This window comes from Chitinophaga sp. RAB17 (assembly GCF_052114225.1).
Lineage (GTDB): Bacteria > Bacteroidota > Bacteroidia > Chitinophagales > Chitinophagaceae > Chitinophaga.
Genome location: NZ_JBFREI010000012.1, coordinates 242,105 through 256,089, shown reverse-complemented (window position 1 = coordinate 256,089; position 13,985 = coordinate 242,105). Strand labels below are relative to the sequence as shown.

Genomic DNA, 13,985 nt, shown 5'->3' with positions numbered 1-13,985 from the left:
GTGATGGTGAGGGTGTTACCATTAATAGTAGCCGGACCTGAGGTAACAGTATATGTTACCGGTAAACCAGCATTGCTGCTGGCGTTGAGCGTAACCGGTGCATCACCATAAGTTTTACCGGAGATGGCCGGGAAGCTGATCGTTTGAGCCGCCTGGTCAACTGTTAAAGTACCGTTGGTAGTAGTGAAGGTATAATTAGCCGCCGTCATACCCGTTGTGGATAGGGTAATCGGATAAGTACCCGGAACACTGCTGTTATCAGCGATGCTGCTGAGTACAGGATTGCCTGTTATTACACTGGCGTTTTCGCTGTTTACAAAACCAGTAACGTTATAAGTGAACGCCGGATTATTGGCGCCATATACCCGTTGTGCGTCATCGGCTTTCACGGTGAGTGTAGCCGGAGCTACCTGGAAGGTGTTGCTGGCAGGTGTTGCTGAATTATAGTTGTTGTTACCTATTTGTGTAGCCGTTACCGTTACACTGCCTGCACCAGTGATGGTGAGGGTGTTACCATTAATAGTAGCCGGACCGGAGGTAACAGTATATGTTACCGGTAAACCTGCATCGCTGCTAGCGTTCAGTGTAACCGGTGCGTCGCCGTATGTTTTACCGGAGATAGCCGGGAAGCTGATTGTTTGAGCCGCCTTTCCTACTGTTAACGTTCCATCGGTAGTGGTGAAGATATAATTTGCTGCACTCATTGCTGTTGTAGCCACGGTGATCGGGTAAGTACCCGGTACACTGCTGTTATCGGCAATAGTTGTTAGTGCAGGAACGCCTGTTATTACACTGGCATTTTCGCCGTTCACAAAACCTGTTATAGTGGAAGTAAAGGTTGGGTTATTGGCGCCATATGCTTTTGACATATCATCAGCTTTTACTATCAGGGTAGCCGGAGCCACCTGGAAAGTGCTGTTGACAGGTGTGGCAGCGGTATAGTTACCATTGCCAGTCTGTGTAGCCGTTACCGTTATGCTGCCAATACCGGTGATGGTGAGGGTATTACCCGTGATAGTCGCCGGACCGGAAGTTACCGTATATGTTACGGTTAGGCCGGCATCGCTGCTGGCATTCAGTGTAATGGGTGCATCACCATATGTTTTACCGGGGACAGCTGGGAAACTGATGGTTTGCCCTGCGGGTGTAACCGTAAGTGAATCGCCGGTAAAACCGAACGTGTAGTTGGTGGCCGTCAATGTGCCCACACTTACTGTGATCGCGTATTTCCCCGGTATACTGTTAATATCGGCAGTGGTACTGGTCTCCGCATAACCATTGACTGCGCCGATATTATCTCCGTTAACAAAGCCACTAATCGTATAGGCGAATGTTGGATTTGGCTGCAGATAAGTTTTAGATGCAGGGGCAGCCAATACAGTCAACGGCGCCTTATTAATGTTGAACGTTTGTGAGGTCTGCGTTGCAGGTGTATAGTTGCCGTCTCCTGTCTGATCAGCAGTAACGGTTACGGTACCTGTACCGGTAATAGTCAATGTATTACCGGCAACCGTAGCAGGGCCGGCAGTAACTGTGTATGCTATAGTTAAGCCTCCATCACTACTGGCGTTCAGTGTAAATGGTGCATCGCCATATGTTTTACTGCCGATTGCCGGGAAGGTAATCGTTTGTGGCGCCATCTGTACTGCCAGGTTACCGTTAACGGCTGATAGCAGGTAGTTGGCTGCTGTCAGTGAGGCGAAGTTGGTAATCGTAATCGGGTAGTTGGCAGGTACGCTGTTGAGATTAGCAGCAGTACTGAGTGCGGGTGTGCCGTTTACAGCACTGTTATCATCGGTGTAAACAAGTCCGTCATAAGTATAAGTCAGTGTCGGATTGTTTTGTCCATATAATCTTTGTTTGCTATCGGCTCTTACAATCAGTGGCGCTTTCATAATAGTAAATCCTGTCACCACCGCTGTTGCAGCATCATAGTCGCTGTTACTAGCCTGGTTGGCGGTGATCGTTACACTGTCTGCACCTGTAATGGTGACTATGCTGTCTGTGATGGAAACAGGACCTGTAGCACTATAGGTAATGGGTAAGCCGGAGGTGCTGGTACCAGCAAGACCAAATGGCGCATTGCCATATGTTTTAGTGGTGACAGTGGGTACAGTGATTACCTGTGCTGCTTTCGTAATTGTCAGTGAGCCGGCATGGAACGTAAAGTCATAGTTGGCGGCAGTCAGTGTACCAATCGTCACCGTGATCGGATATGTGCCTGGATGGCTGTCGCTATCCGCGGTAGTACTGATAGCTGCGGCATTACTTACAACGCTTTTATCTTCCCCATTGACAAAACCGGTAAAGTCATAATCAAGTGTTGGATTGACTTGCTTATAGGCTTTATTTTTATCGTTGGCTGTGACGGCAAGCGTTGCTTTGTTTACGGTGAATGTTTGCGTTACAGGAGTTGCGGCAATATGATCGTGATCTCCCGGTTGTGAGGCCGTAATGGTGACACTTCCTGCTCCGGTGATGGTAAGGATATTACCGGCAACGGTAGCTGGTCCGGCATCTACGGTGTAAACAATGGCTACGCCTGCATCGGTAAACTCTGGCAGCATAAGTGGTGACACGCCATAAGTAACGGTAGCCGGTGCCGGGAATGTAATGGTTTGTGGCTGCGGCGTAATAGTTAATGTGCCATTGATACCTGTTAGCAGGTAATTAGCTGCTGTGGCAGCACTCAGGTCCATTGTAATAGGGTAGGTGCCTGTAACGCTGTTGCTGCTGGCAGTATGCGTGGCATTTACACCTGTAATCATGGCGGCGCTATCTGCATAGGCAAAACCGGTATATGTATATGTTATCACCGGATTGGGATCTTTATAAATCCGGGTGGTATCATTAGCTTTTATGGTCAGCGCTTTTTTATTGACGGTGAGGGTTTTGGATACCGGTGTTGCAGGCAGATAAATATTGGTAGCGGCTGCGTAAGCGGTGACCACAACGGTACCGGCGCCGGTTGTTTTAATTTTGCTGTTCAGCGTATCTGCCACTGCGGTGTTATCAGTTGTATAAGTAACAGTAGCATCACCGTTGGTAGTGGCTTGCGGATCAATGTTCTGCATACCATAGGTAACCGGAGCTGGCTGCGGGAAGGTAATCGTTTGTGGGATGGCCTGTTTCTCGTAGGCACCAAGATCAATAACGGTATTGCTGATACGCGGTTTTCCATCAAGATCCAAAGTGCCGGCTTGCGCGGCATAGCCTGGCTTGTTGGTGCTGGAATCTCCCCTATTAATACCATCATTCACTGGCAATAGCCGCAGGTCTCCGGTAGCTGGATTTGCAAACTGTACTGCCGGTGTGGTTTGGTGTGTGTTAGTGTTGGTATAGTATTGATTTCCCAGGATACTATAATTAATATTTTGGCTGGTATTGGTGAAGCTCACATCACTGGCAGCTGTAACAGAACTATTGCCTGAAATAATACTGTTAAAGGCGGTAAAGGAACTTTGGTCCGATGCCACCGCTGAAGCCTGAGAAGTGTTTCCGCCAATGGTGACATTGGTTAATCGCATGTCAATGAAAACGTTGTTCATGATAGCGCTACCATTACGTCTGCTTCTGTTACCATAGAATACGCAATTTGTCAGGCTTACCGTACCATAGTTGTTGTTGTACATGCCGGCTCCGTCCAGCAAGGCATCATTGCCATAGAACTGCGTGTTGGTAATGGTTAGATTACCAAGGTTGCTGATGCCTGCGCCTGAACGATCAGAAGGGAGCGTTCCATTAGCTGTTCCGCCTGTAATAATTACACCATCAATTAATGTCTGTTGACTGATATTATTGAGTGTAACTACATGATAATTGTTTTGGCCAACGATGTCTGAAAATTTCTGTACGATATTATTGGTAAGGTGATCATCACCTCCAATATCACCACTCAGTATCACCGGATTGGCGGCAATATCACGTTGATCGAGGGTGGTTTCACTACCTGCAAAACCGCCATATACAGCCACATTGGAAGGTATTATGAAAGAAGCTGCGGGACCGGGGATGTTACCAGGCTTATAGGTACTTTTTGCTATCCAGATTTTTTTGATATAATTGCCGGTATCTGCTGCTGCTGTAAGTGACATACTCAAATCATATATCGGGTCGGCCCAGCTGTTGCCACTACCAAAGATGTTTTTCTGTTTGTCTACATACAGAATGCTGTCGGCACTGGGATTAACGATCGTGATGAAGCAGTTGGGTGTGCTTTTCAGATTGACCGATGCAGGAGCAGGCGCCAGCAAGGTGCTATCCTGGTCCCATTTTTTCATATCCAGCAGGCTTCTACGCAGGTTCGCCAGTGTCATTACCTTGCTATCACACTTATAAACTGCGTTGATCGAATTTGCATTGGCAAAGTTCATCACCGGGGTGGTAGCTGGTTTTACAGAGCGGGAAGAGGTAAATTCACAGCCACCCAGCGATGGTTCCCAACTGTTTTTATTCACATTAATACCCGCAATGATAGTGGGACTATTAACATTGCCGGTGAAAGCAAACAGTTGATCTCCCAGGAGGCCAAGACTAATATATTCTTTTGCCGTCTGGATTTGTCCCACGGTGTTGCCGGTAGGCGTACAATTGTTGATGTTGATACTTCCTTTGTTACAGGTGGGATTGTATTTACAATATATGATGACCTGGGTCCCGGCACTATAGGCAGCAGGGCCTGATGACCATTCAATGATACCATCTGTAGCAGACCCACCTCCATCAGCACAGTTAGTAAACCTGGTTTGAAAGCCACTACCTGTCCATCCCAGATCTGTAAAGTAAATTTTTGTATTGGCCGGGCAATTACGGAGGAGGATAAACGAAAAGGCATCATTCTGTACGATACCGTTATTGTTATCGTCATAGATGTTAATGCCACTGAACTGTATATCACCAGGGCCAAAGGCCTGTGCCTGTACGCAAGTAGCAATACCGGTGAGCAATAACAGGGATATCAGGGTCCTGAGTAAAAATAATTTCATAAGGGGGGATCCTTTGGTATAAGAAATATATAAGTATACATCCTGTTGTCAGGATGTTCAATTATTAGAAAATACCTCGCCTGGTTATTTTAAGCGCAGAGGTAAGTATTGAACCAGCCGGTAGCTCCGCCTGGTATTTTTTCACGCACAATATCCTGCCACACCTCTAAGGTGTTCTCTTCTTTACTGATCACTTTTAGCTCAAACGCCTCATTTGTTTGTACTAACCATGCCGGGGCCAGCATGTGATGCGTGGCACTATCCATGCGCAGAGGCCCACGTGGACTATCCAGCGTAACTTCACCGAGTGCTGAGATGATCGCTTTTGCCTGGAAGTGATGTATGTCTATTGTATTGAAAATATGTTCCAGTATCATGCCGGTATCCCAGCCATGCATACTAAACACATTAGCCTCGCGGCCAGTATGGTTTTTAAACTGTGTTTTTAACAGTTGATTTGCATTATTGGGGAGAGAAGATATCCAGGGTACATATCCATTGACACGAAACGGTAACTTCAATTCACCGTGTACGTTTGTCAGTGTTTCATCCAGCAGCATGGGGCTGCCAAATACCTGTAAGTCTTTTGCTGCATCAGCATGTTGCAGTTGCTGCAAAAAGCAATGTGCCAGGTCGCCATTAAAAAGCGCCAGCAGCGTTTGTACGTGTGCGTTAGATGTAAGGAATTCATGCAGCGGAGCTGAATCAAATGTGGGAACGGTATATTTACTCACAAAGTTGTAAGCCACACTTCCGCCATTTTCCAGGTATGATTGTGTTAGTGCATGACAGTGTGAATAGCCTCCATCATAAAAGGAGGTACACACAGCAATATCTTTTGCATGGCCTGCAGCATACCGACCGGTAAGCCTGCATTGAATAGCATTGTTAAGTGTATGTGATAGCACTACAGGATGGGGTTCCCATTCGTGCATATATTTAGCGCCATTGTGCACGAGTATTACCAGGCGGTTCAACGATTTTGCCAAGGCAGCAATTTTGCTCACTGCCGGTTGATCTGCATACAGCACCAATACATCCGCCTGATTTTCCAGTAGCATCTTTTCCGCCTGTTCCAGCATCAGCTCAGCATCTGTGCCAAATCCGATATTGGCCGTGAACCAGGTCGTATTTACTGCGCGGAGCTGAAGGTAAGCCTGCATACCCTGCAGGAAATCATGGTGTAGCAGCGGATGAAAAGAAGATTTTGGTAATAATGCGCCTATTTTCATAAAGTATGTTCCTTCATTGTGTTGGAAATATTCCGAAAAGGGAGATAATATAATTGAGGGTAAGGTACGGCTGCATGTTGTCAATGGGTTGAGAGCTGCCAGTTGGCTGTACCTGCATCATGGTGGTATCCCCCACCGTAGGAGTGACTTCCAATGGAGCCATCCGTAATGGTAGATTGGCGGTGTCTTTGCCAGTATTTACCCTGGTACTGTATACGTTTTTTCCGGACGTAATAGCGGGGTAGTTATTATCCGGCGTCAGTTGGTTGCCGGGGTTTGCGCCCAGTGCAGCAATAGATACAGGCCCGGAAACGACGTGCTGGTGTGATGGTAGCTGGTTGGCGGTCAGGGTAAAGGTTTCTGTACCATTTTTCTCGCCCAGGGTGAATATGCGGCCACTATCCGGATGTCTACCGGAGTGTATGGGGACCCTGCCCTGTAAATCAGGAAGCGCAAAGGTTTCCAGACCATCACCACCATAGGTGGTACCTATCAGATTGAATAGGGTTTCATACTCTGAAATGGAAAGTATTTGTCCCTGGCAGAGCATCCAGCCTGCAGGCGCGAAATTACCCGCAAATATTCTTATTTCTCCTATAAAAACGTCCATTACTATAGGTGGTTTAAAATGATCATTGGTAGATTAAGACCGCGGTGGAAATGTCCCCGAAAGAGCGATCGCGAATAGGATAGTCAGCGATGGCTGAATATCATTTACTGGTTGTGAACTGCCCAGGGGCATTGCTGTCAGGGAAGCTTTCAAAGGTCCGCTGGTACCATTTCCAGCTACTTTGGCATATAAAGGAGTTGAAGCGGTAACGCCGGGATAGCCATTAACAGGATTGCTGGTACTGCTGTCTGTCCCTATCGGTAACGTTAATGGCACTTTTTTAATAACATGTGTATGATTGGGTAGCTGATCGGGGGTTAAAGTAACGGACTCCTGACCTCCCGATTCACCCAGGTATCTTTCAGTAAGCCCTGCTCCCTGGCCTGCACCAACGGGAATTCTTCCTTGCAGGTCAGGCAGTGCAAAAGTACTTTTGCCGTCTCCGCCATAGTAAGTGCCGAGTAGTGAAAAGAGTGCAGTGTTCTGTGACAGCGGAAGTAATTGACCATTACATTCGGCATATCCATCAGGTGCAAAATTACAGGCATACATGACAATCTCCCCAACAAAAACATCGTTAGCTGGAGCAAATGCTGATACATAGGGATCAGGTGCGCGCATATAAGTAGGGATTAGTTGCGTGAGGGAAAGATTCCCGCTAAAGCTATAATATAATTGAGTACCAGGTAGGGCATCATGTTATCAAAGGAATTATTCGGAGAGGTAAAGGCTTCCGTCTTCAATGGGCCATCGGCCGGATTTTTAACCAGATCCTGCCCCTGCACTGTTGCCATCCGCTCATCTGCCTGATTCCCGAACCGGGGGCTGGCAGCTGGAGCCGGCGCAAGAAAAGCGTTGGCAGGTGAGGTGGTATCAGCTGTATTCCCGGTTTGTAACCTGAGCGTAGTATTAATAATATTGTGTCCATGCCCGGCTATATTAGCCACTGTAAGTCGGTCAGTAACGTTGCCAGTAAACTGTCCATCTATGTAGCCATTGCCTCTATGCATAGGTGCGCGTCCCTGTAAATTAGGCAATGCAAAAGTAGTTCGGCCATCCCCGCCATAGGTAGTGCCCAGCAGCGAAAACAGGGCCTGATTTCTGTTGATGGGCAGGATTTGTCCGTTACACAGTGCATAATCTTTAGGCGCAAAGTCAAAAGCGACTAAACTTATTTGAGATAAAAAGCTGTTATAGGTTGGCATCTGTCTAGGTACTTGTTATGATGGGGATAAATCAACTGGACCGCTATGAAAACTGCGTAAAAGTAGATCATATTTTTTTTTAAAGCAATACTTATTTCGTGTAATAGGAAATCAAATGGATATATATATCTTTACCTGACTTTTTCCAGATCCCCATACATTATGAACCAGGAACGCCGCAATTTTCTGCGAAATACATCACTGCTAACAGGCTTGTTATTAATACCAAAGTCTCTAAAATCGTTGTCCGGTCCTACGGAGAACGCTATTTATATTCCCGGCAACAACCGTGAAGTAACGATATGGCATACCAACGACCTGCACGGACGATTCGTACATCACCGCGTAGCAGGTGATAGAGGATTGCTGCTGGATGCGGGCGATTTCATTGATGACGGTACTAACGTGGACGCACATATGGAAATGATCCAGGCCATGAATAAAGCGGGCTATCACGCAGCCACCATCGGCAATCGTGAACTGGCAAACGGACAGGCAGCATTGGCGGCTTTGATGACACATATGCAGTTTGCATTAGTCAACTGCAATTACCAATTCACGGATAAATCCCTCGCACGCCAGGTAGTACGTCATAAAATCGTATATGCGGGAGCGTTAAAGGTGGGTATCACAGGAGTAGGGCCGCAACTACAGGGAAACAGCGGCGTTACTTACTTGCCTCCGGTGGCAGCAGCAGACGCAGTAGCGGCAAATCTCAAAAAGGAACATGGCTGCCACGTGGTAATCTGTCTTTCTCATCTTGGATTTCAACAACCAGGGGCCATCGCCGACAACTGCAATATGGCTACGGATAGTGCACATATCGATTACGTGATTGGAGGTCATCAGCAGAAAATGCTGACATCTACCGTAGTGCTAAGAAACACGATCGGACAGGAAGTATATCTCAGCCAGGCAGGATGGAATGGAATGATGACCGGAAAAATGAAAATGATGTTCGATGAAAATCAACAGGGATGCGGTGTGCAGCCAGGATATGTGACTGCATAAGGCCTCCGGTAATAGCTAAAAATATTTCGGCCTTTACATATTCAGATGTAAAGGCTTTTTTGTTTTATGACAGACACGGGAAAAACACACGGAAATTGAATAGCTTCTCTTAAATTTACCTGGTAAATGTGATACAGACCCGCAGCCTTCCCGCTGCATATTTTTGAAACACTGAACGACCTGGTGAATACCTGATTAACAAACTATTTTGTACTGATTATTAATAATACTACGAATGTCGGATGCTGCATCGTTCCTTAGCTACGGAGGCTTATTGTTTTTATTCCTCGCCGTGTACGGACAAACCGGATTGTTTTTTTGTTTCTTCCTCCCCAGCGGCGGATTTATGTTTACGGCCGGCGTATTAATTGCTACCGGAAGTTTGCATTATAATGTACTGCTGGTTTGCGCATTGTCCGCTGTAGCTGCTATTGCAGGCAACATCACCGGTTATTGGTTTGGCCGGAAAACAGGTCCCTTATTAGCCAACCGGAAAGATTCCCGGTTCTTTCGGCGGCAGTACCTGGTGTCGGCAGAACATTTTTATAATAAGCATGGTGCAGTAGCGCTGTCAGCAGGCGTATTTCTTCCGTTGATCCGCACCTTTGCACCTATTGTAGCCGGCATGATCCGGCTGGATTTCCGCCGCTTTCTTTCGTTTGTAACGATAGGTTCAGTGGGCTATGCATGTAGTTTCGTACTGGCCGGTTATCTCATCGGTAGTATGCCCTTCTTACAACCATATCTCAAGTACTTCATCACTGTTATTGTTGTTGTCGTAACTGTTCCTGTAGTGATACGCATTGTCCGGGAATTCCGGAAAGGTGGCAACGAAAAGGCAGAATAGTTTTATTCGGTCCGCAAGCTTTTGATAGGATTCGTCAATGCTGCTTTTATCGCCTGAAAACTAACCGTGCCTAAAGTGATCAGTAACGTTGCCAATGCCGTTATCACAAATATCCAAAGAGAGATATCTATGCGGTAATCATAACGCTGCAGCCATTGGTGCATGAACCACCAGGCCACTGGCATCGCAATGCTAAATGACATCAGGGTGAGTAACAGAAACTCTTTCGATAAAAGCCCCCAAAGATTAATAACAGACGCGCCCATTACTTTTCGCAGACCTATCTCTTTGGTGCGTTGTTCAGCGGTAAAGGCAGCCAGTCCGAAAATCCCCAGACAACTAATAAAAATAGCGAATAAGGCAAAGCAGACAGATAATTGGCTGATGCGGTTTTCACTGGAAAATTTGGCTGCGTAGTCTGCATCTGCAAAACGAAAATCGAAAGGGGCCGCGGGAGCATATCGCTGGAATATCCTTGCTATCTTAGCCAGGGCAGCAGGTACGCCGATGTTTGGATTAATCCTGATGGTAATCTCACTGGCATTTCCATAATCCATCATGAAAACGGCAGGAGCAGCTTGCGCAAACGGAGATTCCATGATCACATTTTTTATCACACCTATGATGTGGAAATTGGTATCATTGAATTTAATTGTTTCTCCCACCGGATGCTTTAACCCCATATAGGCTACTGCGCTTTCATTTAATATCAGGCCAAAAGTATCTGTAGCGAAGTTCCTTGAAAAATCGCGACCTGCGGTAAACTGCCAGTCTACCGTTTTGCCGAAATCATGTGTTATCCAGGATACCGCAAACGTGGGATTTACAGCAGGATCTTTTCCCGGCCAATCGAACCCGGTAAGATGTGCATAAATATCTGTAGCCGGATTGGAGGCTTCTGCCATATTTACTGCAGCGCCGGAGTTGATGAGTTCATCGCGGAGCACATCATACTTTCCATGCAGCTCCGGAGTAGTCATAGAGATATTAATCAACCCGTTCCGATCATAGCCTAAAGGCCGGTTACGCGCATGCTCAATTTGTTTAAAAATGATGATGGTACCTATGATGAGCGCTACAGAAACTGTAAACTGCAATACCACTAATACCTTCCTGGATAGCACCGCCAACGGCCCGGTTTTGAAAGTGCCTTTCAACACTTTTAGCGTTTGAAGAGAAGAGAGGTAAAAAGCTGGATAGCTACCGGCCAACAGACCCGTTAAAAACATAAGACCTATGACGCCCGCCCAGAATGACAGCACCTTCCAGGGAAATGCAATGGCTTTGTCGGCCAGTGAATTAAACCATGGCAATGCTATCAGCACCAGCATGATAGCCAGTAACATGGCCATTCCGGCTATGATCAGGGCCTCTCCCAGGAATTGGACAATCAGTTGATGCCGCAGCGATCCCACCACTTTGCGTACGCCTACTTCTCTGGCCCGCTTCTGTGAGTGTGCTGTGTTCAGGTTCATGAAATTAATACAGGCCAGGATGAGTACAAATAAACCGATAGTACCAAAGATCCACACATACCGGATACTGCCACCTATATTTTTTCCATTACTGAATTCACTATATAAATGCCATTTACTCATTGGTTGTAAAAAGACTTCTGCATGATCATTTCTGCCAGGTCTCCCTTTGAGTATATCCCGGATAGCTGCTGCAGTATTGCTAATGGCTGCATGATCCGCCAGTTGTGCATAAATGAAAAATGAATTATTGTTCCACTGATCATATGATCTTTTCACCCACGCCTGACTGCCAACATAATAAGCCCAGGGAATCATGAAGCGCGTACCATAGAAGCTCGTATTCCGGGGGAAATCTTCAAATACTCCCGTCACCTTCAGCACACTTTTGTCATCTATTCTGATCATTTTATTGATCGGGTCTGTATCCCCAAACATGGCTTTGGCAAATACAGCACTGATCATGATAGCCGAAGGATCATTTAACCCGTGCAACGTACCTGCTATCATTTTAGGAGATAACATATCCGCTAATTCAGGCTCTGCAAACAAACCCTTTTCATTCATTTTTTTGCCTTCATAAGAAAGGATGTGATCCCCACTGGGGCGCTGTAAAGCGATATACGTAAAAAAAGAACCGTATTTAGCACGCAATTCCGTTGATGCAGGAATAGGCATCACGGTTTCGGTAGAAATTTTATGATAGGCTGCATTATCCCAATGATGCATTACCTGCGTAATGCGGTCATAGTTTTTAAAAGATGTATTATAGGATACTTCCTCCTTTATCCACAGGCCAATTAATATAACCACCGCCATTCCGATGGCTAACCCCAGAATATTGATAATGGCAAACCCTTTGTTCCGGGTTAAGTTGCGCCATGCGATCCGGAAATAATTCTTGAGCATACAATGAAAGGTAATGATGATAAATAGGTCACAAAATAATGTACCACTTTTACAATGACTTTAATTCCAGTAATTATATATTATATAATTAATTATTTTGTTCGCTTTTAGTACAAAAGGTGTTCGGTAGTGAAAAGGGGGAGAAGCTGTATGGAATGTAAGTAGTAAGCATTATATTTATCGATATCATCATTACTATGAAGCGACAACTATTTTATATACTGGCCACCATCCTACTTCCATTCACTTTGCATGCGCAGGATCAGCCTACGCCGCAATGGCGGCCTGTATATCACTTCACCGCTCCGCAAAACTGGTTGAACGATCCTAATGGCCTGATTTATCTCAATGGAGTTTATCACCTGTATTATCAGCACAACCCACTCGAAAATAAATGGGGGCACATGAGCTGGGGCCACGCCATCAGCAAAGATTTGCTGCACTGGCAACACCTGCCGGTAGCCATTCCGGAAATAGTAACAACAGATACCACCACCTGGATATTCTCTGGTTCTGCAGTATGGGATGAACATAACAGCAGCGGTTTGGGCAAAAATGGTAAAGGCCCTGTTGTCGCTATCTATACGGCTGATCAACCCAAACAACAAAAAGAGTCGCAATTTATTGCATATAGTAACGATGGTGGACTTACCTATACGAACTATGCCCATAACCCGGTAGTAGATATCCATCAGAAAGATTTTCGCGATCCTTCGGTGATCTGGCTGGAAGCACAACACAAATGGCTCATGACAGTGGCAGTACCTGCGGAACATAAAGTACAGTTTTATAGTTCCGGAAACCTGAAAGACTGGGAGCTGATCAGTGAATTTGGCAACCAGGGAGATACCCGTAAAATCTGGGAATGCCCGTCTTTAACCCCGCTATATGTAGATGGAAATCCGGCAAAGAAAAAATGGCTACTCATGGTATCTTCCGGAAATCAGGAGGCAGCCACCGGTATGCAATATTTTATTGGTGACTTTGATGGAAAAAAATTTACGAACGATAACGCCGCAACAACACAGCTGTTTGTAGATGATGGCAAAACTTTCTATGCCGCTATCCCTTATAACCATCTGCCGGATGGCCGCCAAACCATGATAGGCTGGCTCATGCCGTTTGAAACAGCTACCAGCCCCTGGCGCGGACAAATGTCTATCCCACGTGACTTGTCTCTGAAAACAACGGCGGCGGGTATACGCTTATTTCAGCAACCGGCTGCCGTATTGAATACCTGCCTGGAGCAATTGCCTGCTGCTAAAAAGCGGACGCAGAAGGCTCTGACATTGGATAGTAAAGATCTGCCGCTGAACAACGGACAACGTTTTAATAACAACACCAACTGGATAGATGCTACCTTCACACCAGGCACCGCCACGGATTTTGGATTGAAAATAGCACAACACAAAAACGGCCGGCAAGTGGTGATTGGTTATAACGTACAACGTAAAGAACTCTACATTAATGACGGTAAAGAAGTACAACGGGTTTCCGTATCACCGGTAAATCACCAGATCCGGTTACAGGTATTATTGGATAAATCTTCGGTGGAAGTGTTTGTGAATAACGGTGAAAAAGTAATCACCACACTGATATTTCCTGACAGGGAAGCCACAGGGTTTGCTGCCTTTGCCGACAACGGACACGTAACATTGAATACATTGAAAGTATGGGATCTTAGTAAATAATAACTAATACGGATAAACGG

At 46.0% G+C, this 13,985-nt stretch carries 9 protein-coding genes; 3 read left to right on the top strand and 6 right to left on the bottom strand.

Going from position 1 to position 13,985, the window contains the following annotated elements; translation table 11 throughout:
- From AB4Z08_RS29995 to AB4Z08_RS29975, 5 genes are all read right to left on the bottom strand, one after another.
- The coding region (locus AB4Z08_RS29995; protein WP_441577476.1) for a beta strand repeat-containing protein at window positions 1–4,985 on the bottom strand (4,985 nt) is incomplete at its 3' end.
- Between the two features lie 89 nt (window positions 4,986–5,074).
- Window positions 5,075–6,217 carry an ABC transporter substrate-binding protein gene (locus AB4Z08_RS29990; RefSeq protein WP_441577475.1) on the bottom strand — a complete coding sequence of 381 codons (1,143 nt, stop codon included), beginning with the start codon at window positions 6,215–6,217 and terminating at the stop codon, window positions 5,075–5,077.
- Window positions 6,218–6,230: 13 nt separating this feature from the next.
- Window positions 6,231–6,827 (bottom strand): phage tail protein, encoded by a 597-nt coding sequence (locus AB4Z08_RS29985; RefSeq protein ID WP_441577474.1) that lies wholly within the window; start codon window positions 6,825–6,827, stop codon window positions 6,231–6,233.
- 33 nt (window positions 6,828–6,860) lie between these two features.
- Window positions 6,861–7,448 carry a phage tail protein gene (locus AB4Z08_RS29980; protein WP_441577473.1) on the bottom strand — a complete coding sequence of 196 codons (588 nt, stop codon included), beginning with the start codon at window positions 7,446–7,448 and terminating at the stop codon, window positions 6,861–6,863.
- A gap of 11 nt (window positions 7,449–7,459) precedes the next feature.
- The gene (locus AB4Z08_RS29975; RefSeq protein WP_441577472.1) at window positions 7,460–8,032 is read right to left on the bottom strand and encodes a phage tail protein; all 573 of its coding nucleotides are present in this window, start codon (window positions 8,030–8,032) and stop codon (window positions 7,460–7,462) included.
- 162 nt (window positions 8,033–8,194) lie between these two features.
- Here AB4Z08_RS29975 and AB4Z08_RS29970 point away from each other — a divergent pair, with 162 nt between their 5' ends.
- Both AB4Z08_RS29970 and AB4Z08_RS29965 read left to right on the top strand, forming a co-directional pair.
- A complete protein-coding gene (locus tag AB4Z08_RS29970; RefSeq protein ID WP_441577471.1) occupies window positions 8,195–9,043 on the top strand; it encodes a metallophosphoesterase in 849 nt (282 codons plus the stop codon).
- A gap of 235 nt (window positions 9,044–9,278) precedes the next feature.
- Window positions 9,279–9,890, top strand: a complete 612-nt coding sequence (locus tag AB4Z08_RS29965; RefSeq protein WP_441577470.1) for a DedA family protein — start codon at window positions 9,279–9,281, stop codon at window positions 9,888–9,890.
- Window positions 9,891–9,892: 2 nt separating this feature from the next.
- On the opposite strand, the gene AB4Z08_RS29960 is transcribed toward AB4Z08_RS29965, so the two are convergent.
- Window positions 9,893–12,274, bottom strand: a complete 2,382-nt coding sequence (locus tag AB4Z08_RS29960; RefSeq protein WP_441577469.1) for an ABC transporter permease — start codon at window positions 12,272–12,274, stop codon at window positions 9,893–9,895.
- Between the two features lie 197 nt (window positions 12,275–12,471).
- Here AB4Z08_RS29960 and AB4Z08_RS29955 point away from each other — a divergent pair, with 197 nt between their 5' ends.
- A complete protein-coding gene (locus tag AB4Z08_RS29955; RefSeq protein WP_441577468.1) occupies window positions 12,472–13,965 on the top strand; it encodes a glycoside hydrolase family 32 protein in 1,494 nt (497 codons plus the stop codon).
- Window positions 13,966–13,985 lie beyond the last annotated feature (20 nt).

What these genes read in the sequence shown, in the direction of transcription:
- AB4Z08_RS29970 (WP_441577471.1), top strand. Translation starts at nt 8,195, where the DNA reads ATGAACCAGGAACGCCGCAATTTTCTGCGAAATACATCACTGCTAACA.
- AB4Z08_RS29960 (WP_441577469.1), bottom strand. Translation starts at nt 12,274, where the DNA reads ATGCTCAAGAATTATTTCCGGATCGCATGGCGCAACTTAACCCGGAAC.
- AB4Z08_RS29975 (WP_441577472.1), bottom strand. Translation starts at nt 8,032, where the DNA reads ATGCCAACCTATAACAGCTTTTTATCTCAAATAAGTTTAGTCGCTTTT.
- AB4Z08_RS29985 (WP_441577474.1), bottom strand. Translation starts at nt 6,827, where the DNA reads ATGGACGTTTTTATAGGAGAAATAAGAATATTTGCGGGTAATTTCGCG.
- AB4Z08_RS29965 (WP_441577470.1), top strand. Translation starts at nt 9,279, where the DNA reads ATGTCGGATGCTGCATCGTTCCTTAGCTACGGAGGCTTATTGTTTTTA.
- AB4Z08_RS29990 (WP_441577475.1), bottom strand. Translation starts at nt 6,217, where the DNA reads ATGAAAATAGGCGCATTATTACCAAAATCTTCTTTTCATCCGCTGCTA.
- AB4Z08_RS29980 (WP_441577473.1), bottom strand. Translation starts at nt 7,448, where the DNA reads ATGCGCGCACCTGATCCCTATGTATCAGCATTTGCTCCAGCTAACGAT.
- AB4Z08_RS29955 (WP_441577468.1), top strand. Translation starts at nt 12,472, where the DNA reads ATGAAGCGACAACTATTTTATATACTGGCCACCATCCTACTTCCATTC.